At 65.3% G+C, this 16,077-nt stretch carries 14 protein-coding genes; 10 read left to right on the forward strand and 4 right to left on the reverse strand.

Features of this window, described 5'->3' with window-relative positions; genetic code table 11:
- The first annotated feature begins 167 nt into the window (after nt 1-167).
- From AC3ANW_RS08005 to AC3ANW_RS08035, 7 genes are all read left to right on the forward strand, one after another.
- Complete coding sequence (locus AC3ANW_RS08005; RefSeq protein WP_488344654.1) at nt 168-329, forward strand: hypothetical protein; 162 nt, start codon at nt 168-170, stop codon at nt 327-329.
- Between the two features lie 257 nt (nt 330-586).
- Entirely contained in the window at nt 587-1,015 is a 429-nt protein-coding gene (locus AC3ANW_RS08010) for a GtrA family protein (protein ID WP_488344655.1), read from the forward strand.
- Nucleotides 1,008-1,817: a glycosyltransferase family 2 protein gene (locus tag AC3ANW_RS08015; protein ID WP_488344656.1), complete on the forward strand. Its 810-nt coding sequence runs from the start codon at nt 1,008-1,010 to the stop codon at nt 1,815-1,817. The genes AC3ANW_RS08010 and AC3ANW_RS08015 overlap by 8 nt, the downstream gene beginning before the upstream one ends.
- Entirely contained in the window at nt 1,814-2,581 is a 768-nt protein-coding gene (locus AC3ANW_RS08020) for an NTP transferase domain-containing protein (RefSeq protein WP_488344657.1), read from the forward strand. Before AC3ANW_RS08015 ends, AC3ANW_RS08020 begins: the two co-directional genes overlap by 4 nt.
- 10 nt (nt 2,582-2,591) lie before the next feature.
- On the forward strand, nt 2,592-4,535 hold the full coding sequence (locus AC3ANW_RS08025) for a lysylphosphatidylglycerol synthase transmembrane domain-containing protein (RefSeq protein ID WP_488344658.1): 1,944 nt from the start codon (nt 2,592-2,594) through the stop codon (nt 4,533-4,535).
- The gene (locus AC3ANW_RS08030; RefSeq protein ID WP_488344659.1) at nt 4,528-5,121 is read left to right on the forward strand and encodes an HAD family hydrolase; all 594 of its coding nucleotides are present in this window, start codon (nt 4,528-4,530) and stop codon (nt 5,119-5,121) included. Before AC3ANW_RS08025 ends, AC3ANW_RS08030 begins: the two co-directional genes overlap by 8 nt.
- Entirely contained in the window at nt 5,118-6,947 is a 1,830-nt protein-coding gene (locus AC3ANW_RS08035; RefSeq protein ID WP_488344660.1) for a hypothetical protein, read from the forward strand. Before AC3ANW_RS08030 ends, AC3ANW_RS08035 begins: the two co-directional genes overlap by 4 nt.
- Here the strand turns inward: AC3ANW_RS08035 and AC3ANW_RS08040 are convergent, their stop codons facing one another.
- The 4 genes from AC3ANW_RS08040 to AC3ANW_RS08055 form a co-directional block, all read right to left on the reverse strand.
- A complete protein-coding gene (locus AC3ANW_RS08040; RefSeq protein WP_488344661.1) occupies nt 6,948-8,243 on the reverse strand; it encodes a TRAP transporter large permease in 1,296 nt (431 codons plus the stop codon).
- Between the two features lie 13 nt (nt 8,244-8,256).
- Complete coding sequence (locus AC3ANW_RS08045; RefSeq protein WP_488344662.1) at nt 8,257-8,769, reverse strand: TRAP transporter small permease; 513 nt, start codon at nt 8,767-8,769, stop codon at nt 8,257-8,259.
- Between the two features lie 121 nt (nt 8,770-8,890).
- Nucleotides 8,891-9,832, reverse strand: a complete 942-nt coding sequence (locus AC3ANW_RS08050) for a TRAP transporter substrate-binding protein (RefSeq protein ID WP_488345382.1) — start codon at nt 9,830-9,832, stop codon at nt 8,891-8,893.
- Between the two features lie 208 nt (nt 9,833-10,040).
- A complete protein-coding gene (locus tag AC3ANW_RS08055; protein WP_488344663.1) occupies nt 10,041-11,744 on the reverse strand; it encodes an electron transfer flavoprotein-ubiquinone oxidoreductase in 1,704 nt (567 codons plus the stop codon).
- 239 nt (nt 11,745-11,983) lie between these two features.
- Here AC3ANW_RS08055 and AC3ANW_RS08060 point away from each other — a divergent pair, with 239 nt between their 5' ends.
- The 3 genes from AC3ANW_RS08060 (at nt 11,984) to AC3ANW_RS08070 (ending at nt 16,067) form a co-directional block, all read left to right on the forward strand.
- Complete coding sequence (locus AC3ANW_RS08060) at nt 11,984-12,496, forward strand: sigma-70 family RNA polymerase sigma factor (protein ID WP_488344664.1); 513 nt, start codon at nt 11,984-11,986, stop codon at nt 12,494-12,496.
- A complete protein-coding gene (locus AC3ANW_RS08065) occupies nt 12,493-13,467 on the forward strand; it encodes a FecR domain-containing protein (RefSeq protein WP_488344665.1) in 975 nt (324 codons plus the stop codon). Before AC3ANW_RS08060 ends, AC3ANW_RS08065 begins: the two co-directional genes overlap by 4 nt.
- Before the next feature lie 92 nt (nt 13,468-13,559).
- Nucleotides 13,560-16,067 carry a TonB-dependent siderophore receptor gene (locus AC3ANW_RS08070; protein ID WP_488344666.1) on the forward strand — a complete coding sequence of 836 codons (2,508 nt, stop codon included), beginning with the start codon at nt 13,560-13,562 and terminating at the stop codon, nt 16,065-16,067.
- Nucleotides 16,068-16,077 lie beyond the last annotated feature (10 nt).

Genomic DNA, 16,077 nt, shown 5'->3' on the forward strand with positions numbered 1-16,077 from the left:
ACGCAGACGATGTGTTAAGGCTGTTTTTGACCTTCAGCCTCGCCGGTGTCCATGCACTCGACATGGCGGTACAGCGTAAGCAGCTTGGTTCCCCAACGGTTTCGCCGATGGCAACGAGGGAGGTCACCACCTGAGTCGCCGCGCCCACTCGTGGGTTTTTGGGGCGTGTGCTGTACAGCACCGGGCTGACCATCGGTAATGTGTGGGGTGGCCGGACGACCGACCTGGCCGCCGACCGTACGCTGATCGTGTTCGTCGGCGTGTCGGCGCTGATCCTGCCGGGCTTCGCGGTCGTCGTGAGACGGCGGCGCTGGGGGCCAGCGCGCTAGTCCTGAGCCTGCCGCTGATGGCAAGAAGGCGGCGCACCGGCTTGCCTGATTCGGCCGGGCGCGCCAACCGGGCCGCGTCCTGCATTCCGTCCATGCCATGGCGGGAAATCGTGGGTTTTAAATGCGATAGTCCGATGGGACCCGCTGGCGCTAAAACTTGCGCCGCGGTTTTCTTGATACCGCACATAACATGCAGACACTCAGTCGCAATGTAATGCTGGGGTTATTTCATCTGCCGGGTCTGCACCACCGCCTTCGTGAAAAATTTCATTCGTTTTGCCACTCTTTCTGGTGGTGGCTGGTTGCTGGATTGCGTGTTGCTGCTGCTATTGGTCCGACTGGAAACTTCGCTGGGCGCCGCCAATTTCATGAGTTCGATGGCCGCAAGCCTGGCGGTTTTTCTGGTATCTCGCCGTCTGATATTCGATGCGTCTGAAAATCCGGTGTGGGGCAGTGCCCTGTTTTATATGGCATACCAGGTTGTCAATATTCTGGTCGTGTCCTTGCTCATCGGGCCGGTTGCCATCAGTGCGAGGGAGGGATTGGAAGCATCTGGAGTTTTCCCGGATATTGCCTGGACTTCATTCCTCGGCAAGGTGTTGTTGACGCCGCCGCAGCTGCTTGCAAATTTCCTGCTATCCCGGTGTCTTGTCAAATATTGGAGGCGTTCGTCAACCCATGTCTGATCGTATCCTGGTACTTATTCCCTGTTATAACTGCGCGCGACAGATTCCCCGGGTCCTGACGCAGTTCCGGTCACCAATCGCTGCTTATATCGAAACCATCCTGGTGCTTGACAACGGAAGCACGGACGGAACCTGCGAAGCGGCCATCGCGGCGGCCCTCGACCTGCCCGGCCTGGATATACGGGTAGCGCGTAACCGAAAGAACTTCAACCTGGGCGGTTCCCACAAGGCGGCATTCGGTTTTGCCCTGCGGCGCGGGTATTCACATGTAATGGTATTACACGGCGACGACCAGGCCGACGTAATGGACATATTGCCGGCGCTCCAAAAACAATGGCATCAAAAATACGATGCCTGCCTGGGTTCGCGGTTCTCGACCGGCTCCCACCTACAGGGCTATTCGGCCCTTCGCATTGTCGGCAACCGGGTGTTCAACAAGCTCTTCAGCTGGGCGACGCACCGGCGGGTGGAAGACCTGGGGTCGGGCCTGAACATTTTCAGTGCGCGGGCCATGCGGTCTCCGGAGATCGTCCGGTATTCGGACGATCTCCGGTTCAACATATTTCTGTTCATGGGGATGTTCGAAAAAAAACTACCGGTGGTTTATTTTCCGATCTCGTGGCGCGAAGACGACCAGGTGTCCAATGTGCGGTTGACATCGCAGGCTTGGCGTACCGTTGCCATATTGTGGAGTCGCCTGCTCCATCCGGCGAAATTCGCGATGACCGACCAGCGGACGATTCGCCACGCGGAATATCGGTTCGACGTGATATTCCCCTTGCTGGCCCAGGGAATCGCATGAACCGGCTTTCGATGGTGATGCCGATGGCGGGTCGCGGCTCCCGGTTTTCCAGCGCGGGTTTCGAGCTTCCCAAACCTTTGATCCCTTTGTTCGGTCGACCATTGTTCTGGTGGGCCACGGAAAGCCTGCGACGGCAGACCGCTCTGCGGCAAATGATTTTTGTGGTGCTCGAAGAGCATTGCCGCATATTCGGCTTGGACGATGCTGTGCTTTCCTATTATCCCGATGCAACGGTCGTGCGGATCCCGGATATAACCTCTGGCGCAGCCGAAAGCGCGTTGATCGGCGTTCGGCATGTCGCTGGTGACGGCCCGCTGGCCGTGAACGATTGTGACCATGCGTTCGAAGTGGATGACCTGGAAAAGCCACTCGCGCAGTTTGGTCATCATTCAAACGCCAGCCTGCAAGGTTCGCTCCTGTGTTTCCGGTCGCACGACCCGGCATATTCATACGCCGAGATCGAAAAAGCCGCGGGTGGCGGCGAACTTGTGGTTCGGACCGCCGAAAAGAAACCGGTCAGTCCGCACGCCATTGGTGGCTGTTATTTCCTTTCCAGTGCCGCGGAGTTTCAATCGGTCTTCCTGGATTATTCAAGATACTGCCCTTACGACGAGTTGTTCATGAGCGGCATATTCAACCTGCTGATTCAACGCAGGCGCCGCATCGGAGTGCTGCACGCAAGGACCCATCGGTCCTTCGGCACGCCGGACGAACTCCAGGCCATGACGGCGGGACGTTTCGCACCGCTGTTGGGCTGGGTCTAGGTCGATGTCGGTGCCGACGTTCTCCGCGTTCGCGGTCTGCTACCTCCTGGCGGCGACGGCTGCGCTGTTGCTGGCCCACGTGGTGCGGGCGGCGCGCTGGGCGGTGTTGTTTTCGCCGGGCGACCTGTTGAAGCGGTTTCATCTGCTGCTCGGCCTGGCGGTGGGTTATGCGGCCAATGCGGTGTTGCCGTTTCGCCTGGGCGAGCTGCTGCGTGCCTGGTTCGTCAGCCGCCGCACTTCACAGCGCCTGCCCTATGTGGCGGCGACGGTCGTGGCCGAGCGTCTCAGCGACGTGCTGGTGGTGTCGCTGCTGTCGGGGTTGGTGGCGTGGGATGGAAGCCGCAGCCGGGCCTGGCCGTTTTCGGTGCTGGGGTTTGTGCTTGTGTTCGTGACGGTCTTGTTCTGTGTGGGTGTGCAGCAGTCGCAAAGGGTGCGACGGGGCATCTGGAACCTGGCTTCGGTCTTCAACAACACCGTTCGTTTCAGGCTCGTCGACTTTGCCTGGACGCTGGGCGAACTGGTGGCGGGCGGCGCGTTGCTGCGCATGCGTTTCCTGGTGGCGAGTGTGCTGATGTGGGCGCTCTACCTGCTGTCGTATTTGCTTTTCGCGCACGCCGTGAACGCCCGTTTCGACCAGACCTTCACCGAGATGATGGGCGCGCCGCTGCGCTCGCGGCTGGTGCCGGACGGCGAGGGCCAGTGGCTGCATGCATCCGCGCTGGCGCTTTTCGCCGGTCTTCCGGTGCTGGCGGTGATCGCCTATGGCGGGCTGAAACAATGGCCGCGTTTCTTCCGGCTGATGCAGGGACGGCGGCGTTACGGCTGGTACGCCGGCCGGGCGGTGCGGGGCGGGGCGCGGCGCCGCTTCAAGGCCGAGGCCGAATACGACTATTTTCTGGCCTCCCTGTTCAGCGGCGACAACAAGGGCGCCTCGCGTTTCGGGCTGGAGGCGCTGGAGCAGGGCACGGTGCACAAGTTGTACGACGGTGGTTCAGAGGCCATCACCGCGCTGGTCGAACAGGCCGATCGGCTGGTCATCCGCAAGTTCGCATCGGGCGAGGCCGGCCAGAAACTGAAGGCACAGCAAGACTGGCTGCTGCAGCACCGTACCGCAGACCTGTCTCTGGTGCAGGTGCTTGCCGGGCACGCCAAGCCGAACGCCACGCCTAACGCCTCTCCTGACGCCTATTTCTACGACATGCCGCTGGTGGTGCCGTCCAACGACTTCTTCGACTTCATCCATTCAACTCCCTTCGAAGGCAGCCGGACGATCCTGGGCGAAGTGCTGGCGCAGGTGTCGGCGCTTCATCTGCGCCACCGCCAGGAACACACGGACCGCGCCACCATCGATAACTACCTGCAGCAGAAAGCGGCGGCCAATGCTGACCGGGTGCTGGCCTTTGCCCGCACCCTGCTGCCGGAAGGGCGCTACCAGATCAACGGCAGCCATTTCCACCTCGACGACTGGAACCGCCTGCTCGACCCGGCCTGGTTGTCGCGCCAGGTGACGCTGGAATCCTCTACCGTGGTCCACGGTGACCTGACCGTCGAAAACATCATCGTGGCGCCTGGCGTGGGGCCGGGCTGGTACCTCATCGACCCCAATCCGAACAACGTGTTCAACAGCCCGCTGATCGACTGGGCCAAGATGTTGCAGTCGTTGCATCTCGGCTACGAAGGGCTGAACCGGCACCACCACTGCACGCTGGACGGTTGCCGCATTGGCCTGCCTTTCACCCGGTCTCAGGTCTACACGCAGTTGCACCAGTTCGTCGACGGCCTGCTGCTGCAGCAGTCGGGCGAGAGAGCGGTTCGCGAGGCGTATTTCCACGAACTGGTGCATTACCTGCGGCTGGTGCCCTACAAGATCCGCCAGAACCCGCAGAAGGGGCTGGCTTTCTTTGCCTGCGCCAGCGTGCTGCTGCACGAATACCGGGAGCGCTGGGATGCTTGAACACGGCAACTTCAAGGCCTGCCTGGTGGACCTCGACGGCACCCTGGCGGACACCGCAGAAGCCAACTTCCGCGCCTATTCCCGGGCCCTGGCCGAATGCGGCGTGGCGGTGGACCGCGCCACTTTCCAGCGCGAGGCGGTCGGCCGCAACTGGCGGCAGTTCCTGCCATCCATGCTGGCCCGGGTCGGCGGCGACGCCACGGCAGCGGGAGTGGCGCACCGCAAGCGGCAGCTGTACCGCGAGACCACCGCACACACCCTTTTCAACGATCCGCTGGTCATGCTGCTGCAGCAGCTCCGGCGTTCGGGGGCACAGCTTGCCCTGGTGACGACCGCGTCCGCCGCCAACGTGGCAGTTGTGCTGGCGAGCCGGCCGGACATTGCCGCGCTGTTCGATCTGGCGGTCACCGGCGACGACGTCAGCCACCACAAACCGGACCCCGAGGCCTACCGCCTGGCGGCGCGACGCCTGGGGTTCGAACCCCACGAATGCCTGGTGATCGAGGATTCCGATATCGGCCTGGCGGCAGGACGGGCCTTCGGTGCGGCGGTGTTGCGGGTGAGCATGGACGGGCTGCGGGCATGACGACGGGCAGGCGTCGGCGGCTGGGCCGGGGTCTGGCGCTGTGCCTGTCGGCCTGGCTGTTGTCGCCGGCGCTGACCTCGGTGCATGTCGAGGGGTTTTCGGCACAGATCCAGTTCCTGGCTTTGGTGCTGGCGCAGCAGGGTTCCATTGCCGGCCACGACCTGGCGCGACCGGTGATCAGCCAGTACATCTTCCTGACCCGGCCCGGCGTGGTCGACATTCTGGCGCTGGCCGACGCGGTCTTCGGTCTGGGCGGGGACGCGGGTTTCCGGACGCTGGTGGCGGTCAGCGTCGCGGTGCTGGTCTGGGCCTCGGCACAGGCTGCGCGGCAGATGGGCGGCGTGCCTTTGCGTGTCGGGCTTTTCGTCTGTGTGCTGACGCCCGGGCTGGTCGAACTGGGTTTCTATTTCAACGACAACCTGGTGTCAGCGGCGTTCTCGACGCTGGCGGTGTGCGCGGTCTGGCGCACCGGCAGCCGGCGCGCGGTGTCGGCCCACGCCTGGGCCGCGGCCACCGGCGTGCTGGCGGTCTGCACGGTGCTTTGCCGCATCGACGGACTGCTGGCGCTGCCTCTGGTGGCGCTGCTGTTCGTGCTGCGGCAACGCCGGCCCGCGATGGCGATTTCCTGCGGAGCGACCTTGTTGGCGGCCGGCGTGCTGACGCATCTTCTGGCAGCCCATTTCAACGGCGGCAGCCCCTGGGATGCCAGGCCCCTGCTGCGCCATTTCAGCAGTTTTTCAGGCGACCACGGGAGGTTTCCCGGAAAGGCGTCGGTGATGTATTTCCTGGGCGCGATCACGCCCTTGCTGCTGCTGCCCGGCATCTGGCGTTTCTGGCATTCCCGGCGATATCGGCCGCAGGGCTGGCGCTTCCAGGTCTGGCTGGCTGCCTTCTGGCTGTATCCGCTGGCGCTGCTGTTCCATTCGATGCGCAGCGCTGGCGAGATCCGCTATTACCTGCCGCTGCTTGCGCCGCTGGTGGCCTTGTTCGCCGGCCAGGGCTGGCGGATGCTGCGCGCGTGGCATCGACGCGGCACCCGGTGGCAGAAAGGCGCAGCGGCCGCGCTCGCCGCGGCGGGGGTGTTGTCGATGGCGCTGCCGCCGCTACTGCCGGCCATGAAGGACGGCCCCCGGGTGATGTCCGGACGGCTTTGGTCGCCCTTCCTGTGGCAACGCTGGCAAGGGGCGGTCGATGCCAGCATGGCGCAGGTCCGGAAGGTCGTCCGCGGCGTGGACGCCCGGGACGCCTGGAATGCGGAAGGAAGCGGGCATGCGGCCACCGTCATGACGCTGCACTGGAACGACGAGTTCTACCTGCGCCTGCGCCTGTTCGAGGCCGGTTTCCGCGAGGTGCCGGCCGGCGCCGACTGCCGGCCCCTGTCCCGGTACCAGAGGGCGTCGCAGGTGCTGTGGCATGTACGGCTGTATCCGCAATACCGGCTGCAGCCGTTCGAGCCCGAACTGTCCGCGGCCCTGACGCTGTCGGCCCTTGCACGCTGCGGCGATTGGCAGGCGGGCCGGCCCGCATGGGTCACCAGCTTCGAGGCGCCGTTGCCCTATGCGGTGGCCAGCGGCATCCGGCCTTCGGATCTTCCGGGGCCTTTCCGTTCCGTGATCGATCGTCCGCTGGTCGACGGCTGGATGAGCCGGCCGCAAGTGGACCCGGTGCTTGTTTACGGCTTGCTGGGCGCCACGCCGTTTTCATCGGAGCGCCTGCAGGAAATGGCACGCCAGGCCGCGGTGCGGGTGGCGCACGAAAGCTCGCTGTCCGGCTGGTCGCAGGCCGCCCTGCTGGACCGCTACGAGCAGGCGTACCGTTCGCCCTGATCAGCGGATGAAGCCCCAGACCCGCGGCAGCCAGGTGCTCAGCGCGGGCACGAAGGTCAGCAGGATCAACACCACGCCGTGCGCCCAAAGGAACGGCACCAGTTCGCGCACCAGCTTGCTCATCGGCACCTTGGACACATTGCAGGTGACGAACAGCAGGCCGCCCACCGGCGGGGTGATCATGCCCAGCGTCAGGTTGACGATGACGATCATGGCGAAGTGGGTCGGGTCGACGCCCAGCTTGAGTGCGACCGGCGCCAGGATGGGCGCCAGCACCATCACGCCCGGCAACGGCTCGATGAAGATGCCGAACAGCAGCAGGAAGATGTTGACCGCGATCAGGAACATCCACGGCGACAGGTTCATGCCGATCAGCCAGTCGGCCATCTGCTGCGGCACGCCCTCGATGGTCAGCACCCAGGCGAACGAGGCCGACAGGCCGATGATGATCAGCACCGATGCCGACAGCAGGGCCGAGCGGGCGAGGATGTCCGGCACCGCCTTCCAGGCCAGCGTGCGGTACACGTACTTGCCGCACAGCAGCGCATAGAACACCGCCACCACCGATGCCTCGGTCGGCGTGAACCAGCCGGCCCGCATGCCGCCCAGGATGACCACCGGCAGCAGGATCGCGGGAATGGCCTTCCAGGTGGTGGCGAGGATTTCGCGCAGCGGCGGGAGGCTGCCCGAGCCCCGGTAGTTGCGCTGTTTCGACACTCGGTAATTCACCACGCACATGGCCGCGGCGATCAGCAGGCCGGGCAATATGCCGGCCGCGAACAGTGCGCCCACCGATACCGAATCGTCCTGCAGCGCATAGATGATCATGATGATCGACGGCGGGATGATCGGTCCCACGATGGCGGTCGACGCGGTCAGCGCGGCGGCGTAGGCGCGGTCGTAGCCGGCCTTGTCCATCATGCGGATGAGCATCGAACCGGGGCCGGCCGCATCGGCCAGCGCCGAACCCGAAATGCCCGAGAAGAAGGTCAGCGCCACCACGTTGGTGTAGCCCAGGCCGCCGCGCTTGTGGCCGACGAACTGGCCGGCGAAACGTAGCAGCACCTCGGTCAGCGAGCCGCCGCTCATCAGCTCGGCGGCGAGGATGAAGAAGGGCACGGCCATCAGCGGAAAACTGTCGATGCCGGTGAAGGTTTCCTTCAGCAGCACCAGCAAAGGGAAGGTGGTCGAAAGGATGAGCGTGGCCACGGTGGCCATGCCCAGGGCAAAGGCCACCGGCACGCCGATGGCGAGGAACAGGCAGGCCGAGACGATGAGGACGAGACTGGGGTTCATGGTTTTTCAGTCCTCAGAGCGATGCACTGGCCGTTGCATCGAAATGCTCATCGGACGGGAAGCTGCGGTCCATCACGTAGCCCTTGACCACCAGCAAGAAATGCACGATCAGCAGGACCCCGCCGATGGCCATCGCGCTGTAGATGTAGGCGAACGGAACCTGGGTGACGGCAGTCAGCTGGAACATGGTGCGCTGCATGTACATCCAGCCGTACCAGACCATGAAGCCGAAGAAGGCGAAGAGCAGGGCGGCGACCACGGCGCGCATGGCGATGGCGCCGGCGCGGGGCAGGGCGTCCTGGAGGTTCTCGACGGCGATGTGGCCGCCGTAGCGCAGCACCGGGCCGGCGCCGAGAAAGGTCAGCCAGATCATCATGTGGCGGGCCACTTCTTCCGACCATTCGATGGACTGGCTGGTGAGGTAACGCATGGCCACGTTCACGAAAATGATGACCGACATGGCCGCCAGCAGGGCGATCAGCGCCCAGCGGTTGGCGGCCAGGAAATAGTGCTCGAATTTCTGCATTTGGTTTTCCGCTCCCGATTCTTGTTGTTCTCGCTGGCGTGATGCGCGCTTAAAAAAGCACCGCCCGAGCCGTTGTCGGCCAGCGGGCGGTGCGAGCCCCCGGAAAGGGGGCCGGGCGGGCTTATTGCACGTCCTGGATCTGCTTGATCTTGTCGGCGCCGAATTCCTTGGCGTAGCTGACATAGGCCGGTTTGATGGCCTCCCGGAACGCAGCGGAATCGACGTTGCGGGTGACCGTCATGCCGGCTTTCTCGAGCTGTGCGATGCCCTGGTCCTCGTCGTCGTTGACCTTCTTGCGCTGGGCGGCGGCGCCCTTCCGGGCGGCTTCCAGGAACACGACCTTGTCGGCGGCCGACACCTTGTCCCAGGTGCGCGGCGAAATCAGCAGCAGCGAGGGCGAGTAGACATGGTTGGTCATCGACAGGTGTTTCTGCACCTGGGCGAACTTGGCCGACAGGATGACCGGGATCGGGTTTTCCTGGCCGTCGACGGTGCCCTGTTGCAGCGCGCCGAACAGTTCGGGGAAGGCCATCGGCGTGGGCTGGATGCCGAAGGTCTTGTAGCCCTCCATGTGCACCTTGTTTTCCATGGTGCGCATCTTCAGGCCGGCCGCATCGCCGGGCTTGACGATGTCGCGTTTGCTGTTGGTCATCTGGCGGAAGCCGTTTTCGGTCCAGGCCAGGGCCACCAGGCCGTGCTTGGGAAACTGCGCCAGCATGTTCTGGCCGATCGGTCCGTCGAGCACCTTCCGGGCGTGTGCATAGTCGCGGAACAGGAAGGGCAGGTCGACGATGCGCATCTCGGGCACGAAGTTGCCGACCGGGCCGGTGGAGGTGTTGAGCAGGTCCTGTGTGCCCAGTTGCAGCGCCTCGATCTGCTCGCGTTCGCCGCCCAACGCCGAGTTGGCGAAATGCTGGCACTTGTATCGGCCCTGGGTGCCGCGTTCGACCTCGTCGCAGAACGTGCCCGAGCCGACGCCGTAGTGCGAGTCCCGGGCCGTGGCGTAGCCGATCTTCAGCACGGTCTGGGCCTGGACCCCGGCAGGTGCCAGGGCCACCAGCATCGCCGCGGCGGCAGCGGACAGCAGGGCACGTTTGGCGCTTCTTGCGCTCTCGACGCTCATCATCTCGGGCATGGGTTTGTCTCCTTGTTTGCCTGCGAGTCATTATGGAAAGCGCAATCCCGGGTGCCATCGGGGTTTTTGTGGAGCGGCCGGCGCACAGGCATAAAAAAAAGCCGGGGACAAACCCCGGCTTTTCATTCGATCAGGCCTACATGCCCGAATAGTTCGGCCCGCCACCGCCTTCGGGCGTCACCCAGACGATGTTCTGCGTCGGGTCCTTGATGTCGCAGGTCTTGCAGTGCACGCAGTTCTGCGCATTGATCTGCAGGCGTTCCTTGCCGGCGTTGACTTCGTCGGGCACGAACTCGTAAACACCGGCCGGGCAGTAGCGCTGCTCGGGACCGGCATATTCGGGCAGGTTGATGCGCACCGGCACCGTAGGGTCCTTCAGCGTCAGGTGCGCTGGCTGGTCTTCGGCGTGGTTGGTGTTGCTGATGAACACGCTCGAGAGCCGGTCGAAGGTCAACTTGCCGTCGGCCTTGGGATATTTGATGGGTTTGAAGCCTGCGGCCGGCTTGAGGCGCTTGTGGTCGGGCTCGGTGCGGTGCAGCGTCCAGGGAATGTTGCCCTTCAGCAGGTATTGCTCGACGCCGGTCATCAGGGTGGCGATGTTGCGGCCCTTCTTGAACCACTGCTTGAAGTTGCGCGCCTTGTTGAGCTCGGTCCACAACCAGCTCGCCTTGAAGGCTTCCGGGTAGGCGGTCAATTCGTCGTGCTGGCGGCCTGCAGCCAGGGCCTCGAAGGCGGCCTCTGCAGCCAGCATGCCGGTCTTGATGGCTGCGTGGCTGCCCTTGATGCGGCTGGCGTTCATGTAGCCGGCTTCGCAGCCGATCAGCGCTCCGCCCGGGAACACCGTCTTGGGCAGGGCCAGCAAGCCGCCGGCCGTGATGGCGCGGGCACCGTAGCTGATGCGTTTGGCAGGCTTGACGCCCTGGGCTTCGTCGCCCTCGAAATACCAGCGGACGTTGGGGTGCGTCTTGAAACGCTGGAATTCCTCGAACGGGCTCATGTAGGGATTCTGGTAGTCCAGGCCCACCACGAAACCCACCACCACCTTGTTGTCTTCGGCGTGGTACAGGAAAGAGCCGCCGTAGGTGTCGGCGTCCAGTGGCCAGCCCGAACTGTGCAGGGCGAAACCCGGCTGGTGGCGCTTGGGGTCGATTTCCCAGAGTTCCTTGATGCCGATGCCGTAGCTCTGCGGATCGCTGTCCTTGGCCAGCGCGAACCGGTCGATGAGCTGGCGGCCCAGGTGGCCGCGCGAACCCTCGGCAAAGATCGTGTACTTGCCGTGCAGTTCCATGCCGATCTGGAAGTCCGGGCCGGGTTCGCCGTTCTTGCCGATGCCCATGTTGCCGGTGGCGACGCCCTTGACCGAGCCGTCCTCGTTGTAGAGAACTTCGGCCGCCGGGAAGCCGGGAAAGATCTCCACGCCCAGCGCCTCGGCCTGCTCGGCCAGCCAGCGGGTGACGTTGCCCAGGCTGACGATGTAGTTGCCTTCGTTGTGGAAACACTTGGGCAGCAGCCAGTTGGGGGTGCGAACCGCGCTTTTTTCACCCAGGAACAAGAAGGCGTCTTCGGTCACCGGCTGGTTCAGCGGAGCGCCGCGTTCCTTCCAGTCGGGGAAGAGTTCGGTGATGGCGATCGGGTCCATGATGGCGCCCGACAAAATGTGCGCGCCGGGTTCGGAACCCTTTTCCAGCACCACCACCGAGACCTCGGTGCCGGCAGTGGCGGCTTGCTGTTTCAGGCGGATGGCGGCGGACAGGCCGGCCGGGCCGCCGCCCACCACCACCACGTCGTATTCCATGGCCTCGCGGGGGCCGTAGGTGCTCAGGATCTCTTCAGGCGTCATGGGCGCGTGTACTCGTCTCATCGGGGTCAAGGCGGCCGGCGTCGGGGAGCCGGGTGATGTCGCAGGCGGCTGTTCCTCACGGGTAAGCCACCGCATCGGATGATTTTATGCGGGGTCGGCATGGGTCGATGCCGGTCGATACCCGGAGTTTTACCGCGACGGCCTGCGTCGTGTGGATAGAATGAGAACTATTCTTATCGACAGGACCCCACCCGGGCTGCCTGTCACATCTTTTTTCCATGTCCGCACCCTTGTCCCCGTCGGCGCCGGTTTCGGTGGAGACGATCTACCGCGATCACCACGGCTGGCTGAAGGCGTGGCTGCAGCGCCGCCTGGGCAACGCCCACGGCGCTGCCGACCTGGCGCACGATACCTTCGTGCGGATGATGTCGTCGCCGCAGTTGCCGGCGCTGCAGGAGCCACGCGCGTTTCTGCGAACCATCGCCCACGGCGTGGTGGTCAACCACTGGCGGCGGCAGGACCTGGAGCGGGCCTGGATGTCCGCCCTGGCCGGCCTGCCCGAAAACCTGGCGCCTTCTCCTGAAGACCGGCTGGTGGCGCTGCAGACCCTGCAACTCGTCGACGCCATGCTCGACCGGATCAATCCCAAGGCGCGTTCCGCATTCCTGCTGTCGCAACTCGACGGCCTGACCTATGCCGCCATCGCCGCTCAGCTGGCGGTGTCCGAACGCATGGTCAAGAAATACATGGCGCAGGCGATGCTGCAGTGCCTGTTGCTGGAGCACGCATGAGCGGCAGGCTGGACGACGGCGCGGCCGGTTTCGACGACCTGCGACAGGCCGCCGAGTGGTTCGCGGTGCTGCAATCCGACCACCCGAGCGAAGGCGACCGGCAGGGCTGGCAACGCTGGCTGGAAACCGGCCCGGGCCCGCAGGCCGCCTGGCAGAGGGTCGAGACGCTGGCCACTGGTTTCTCCGGCCTGTCGCGCCTTCCGGCCCGTGCCGCGCTGGAGGGCAGGGCGCGAATCTCGCACAGCCGGCGCAACCTGCTGCGGGCGCTGGCGCTGTTGCCGGTGGCCGGCCTGGCCGGCTGGCTGGCGGAAAGCCAGCCGTCGTGGCGCGGCTGGAACGCCGCCTACCGCACCCGCACCGGCGAACGGCGCGAGGTTCTGCTGGCCGACGGCGGTCGCTTCTGGCTCAACACCGACAGCGCCGCCGATGTCGACTATTCACCCGCCCTGCGCCGCATCGTGCTGCATGCCGGCGAACTGCTGCTGACCAGCGGCCACGACATCCGGAAACGGACGCTGGTGGTCGATGTCCCCTTCGCTCGCCTGCAGGCGCTGGGCACACGGTTCGCGGTGCGGCATGAAGCCGGCGAATCGGTGCTGTTGACCGTGTTCGAGGGGGCGGTGCGGGCACAACCCGCCTCTTCGAGCGACGCGCTGGTGATCGCTGCCGGCCAGCAGGCACGGGTGCGGCAGGACCGGGTCGAGCCGCTGGGCGCCATACCGCCGCAGGCCGATGGCTGGACCCGCGGCGTGCTGGTGGCCGACGGCATGCGGCTCGGTGATTTCGTGGCCGAACTGGGGCGCTATCGGCGCGGCGTGCTGTTGTGCGCCGATGCGGTGGCCGACCTGCGGATCGTGGGCGCCTATCCGCTGGCAGACACCGACCGGGTGCTGGACGCGCTGCAGGCAACGCTGCCGGTGCGTCTGCATCGGCCGCTGCCGTGGTGGGTGATGGTCGGAGCCGGCGATTGAAATATTCCGGCCGGGCCGGTTCCCTTTTCCGAGGCTCGGCTGGCATGGAGGTAACCGCTTTTGGTTTTCTTCCTTTTCCCGACCACCGTTCCATGAAATCCGCCCATCACCGCGCCCATCGCCGCGCCCTGCGTGTGTCCCGTAGCCACCTGGTGCGCGCCCTGAAGGCCGCACCCAGCCTGTTGTCGATGGCCGCGGCGCTGACCGTCACCAGTGCGATGGCGCAGGTAGTCCACGACTACGCCGTCGCGCCCGGTCCGCTCGCCGCGGTGCTGGGCCGTGTCGCCGCCGAATCGGGCGTGATGCTGTCGGCCGAGGCTTCTTTGACGCAGGGCATCGAAAGCCCGGGCGTGCGTGGACGGTTCACTGCCGAGGAAGGCCTGGCGCGTGCCCTGGCCGGCAGCGGCCTGCAGCTGGCGCGTGGGGCGGGCAACGTCTATACCCTGCGCCGGGCGCCTGCGGGTAACGGCGGCACGACCGGTCCGAGCGCCGCCGCGACCCTCAGCACGGTGATCGTGCAGGCTCCGGCCGCGACCGAATCACCGGTCGGCCCCGGCACGCGGTTCGTGGCCGGCCGCAGTGTGTCGGCCACCAAGACAGACACGTCGATCCTCGAAACACCGCAGTCGATTTCGGTCGTCACCCGCGAACAGATGGATGCCCAGGGCAGCACCACGCTGATCGAAGGCCTGCGCTACACACCGGGCATCGTGGCGCAATACGGCAACACCGATCTGCGGCTGGACTGGCTGACGCTGCGCGGTTTCACGCCGCCGGCGCGTTACCTCGACAACCTGCGACTGCCTTTCGGTGCCCGCGGTTATTCGCAGCCGCGCATCGAACCCTGGGGCCTGGAACGGGTCGAGGTGGTAAAGGGGCCGTCTTCGGTTCTCTACGGCCAGACGACACCCGGAGGTTTGGTCAACATGGTCAGCAAACGGCCGACCACCGAGACCATCCGTACCGTCGAGGTACAGGCCGGCAGCCACAACCGCAAACAGGCGGCTTTCGACCTCGGCGGCGCGCTGGACGATGACGGCACGCTGAGCTATCGCCTGGTCGGCCTGCACCGCGAAGCCGACACCAGCTACGACTACGTGTCGGAGCGCAAGAGCTACCTGGCCCCTTCGCTGACCTGGCGCCCGTCGGACGCCACGAAGGTGACGGTGATGGCGCACTGGCAGAACCTCGACTCGCCGGGCGGCGGCGGCGCACCCGCACTGACCGCGGCCGGCACGCTGGACACCACACGTTTTGCCGCGCTGCCCACCCGCACCTTCGTGGGCGAACCCGGCTACGACCGCTTCACCAACCGCCAGAACTTCATCGGCTACGAGGCCGAGCACAAGCTGGACGAAACCTTCACCCTTCGGCAGAACCTGCGCTACGGCAAGGTGACCGCCGAGACCCGGCGTATCCAGGCCTTCTGCCTGGCAGCCTGCAATCCGTCGTCGCTGCTGCGGTACGCGTGGGCCTTCCCGGAACAGGCCGAACTGTTCACCGTGGACAACCAGGCGCAGGCCGATTTCAATACCGGCGCGGTTCGCCACAAGGCCCTGGTCGGCGTGGATTTCTCCAACGAAAAGTCGAAGTTCGACGAAACCAGTCTGCGCATCATCACCACGCCATTCAACGCCTACAACCCGGTCTTCGGGCTGGACAGCGGCATGGTGCCGGGGGTCGCCACGCACATCGACCAGAAGCGCCGCCAGATCGGCCTGTATGCACAGGACCAGATGAGCATCGACCGCTGGACGGTGGTGCTGGGCGGGCGTCACGACCGGGCCGACACGGCCACCCGCACGCTGACCACCTCGACCGGCCGCACCGCGTCGGCCGACCAGAACGACGGCGAATTCACCGGCCGTGCCGCGCTCATGTACGCCTTCGAAAACGGTGTCGTACCCTACGTCAGCTATTCGACATCGTTCCAGCCGGCCGCCGGCACCGATCGCAACGGCAACGTGTTTTCACCGACCACCGGCAAGCAGTCGGAAGCCGGCGTGAAGTACCAGCCGGCCGGAACCAAGGCTTTGCTGACCGCATCGGTGTACGAACTCACCCAGCAGAACGTGCTGACCCCCGATCCGCTGAGCCTGGCCTTCAGCACCCAGACCGGCGAAGTGCGTGTGCGCGGCCTGGAACTGGAAGCGCGTGGCCCGCTGATGCGCGGCCTGGACGCCATCGCCTCGTACGCCTACACCGACAGCCGCGTGACCCGCGCCAACCCGAACGCCAGCGGCGCCAGCACGCTGGGCAAACGATTCGCCTACGCGCCCGAACGCACCGCCGCGCTGTGGCTGGACTACAGCTTCCAGTCCGACGTCGCGCCGGGTCTGGCCGTCGGTGCCGGCGTGCGCCACACCAGCGCCAGCTTCGGCGACGTAGCCAACCTGTACCGCTCACCTGGCGTCACGCTGGTCGACGCCGCCATCCGCTGGGACCTGGGCCGCCTGACGAACTCGATGAAGGGCGTGCGGCTGGCGCTGAACGTGGCCAACCTGGGCGACAAGAACTACGTCGCGACCTGCCTGGCATCGGCCGGTTGTTATTACGGCGAACGCCGCAGCGTGTATCTCACCGGCCGCTACAGCTGGTAAGGACGCGGAC

Source organism: Xylophilus sp. PBN-3R (assembly GCF_057747805.1).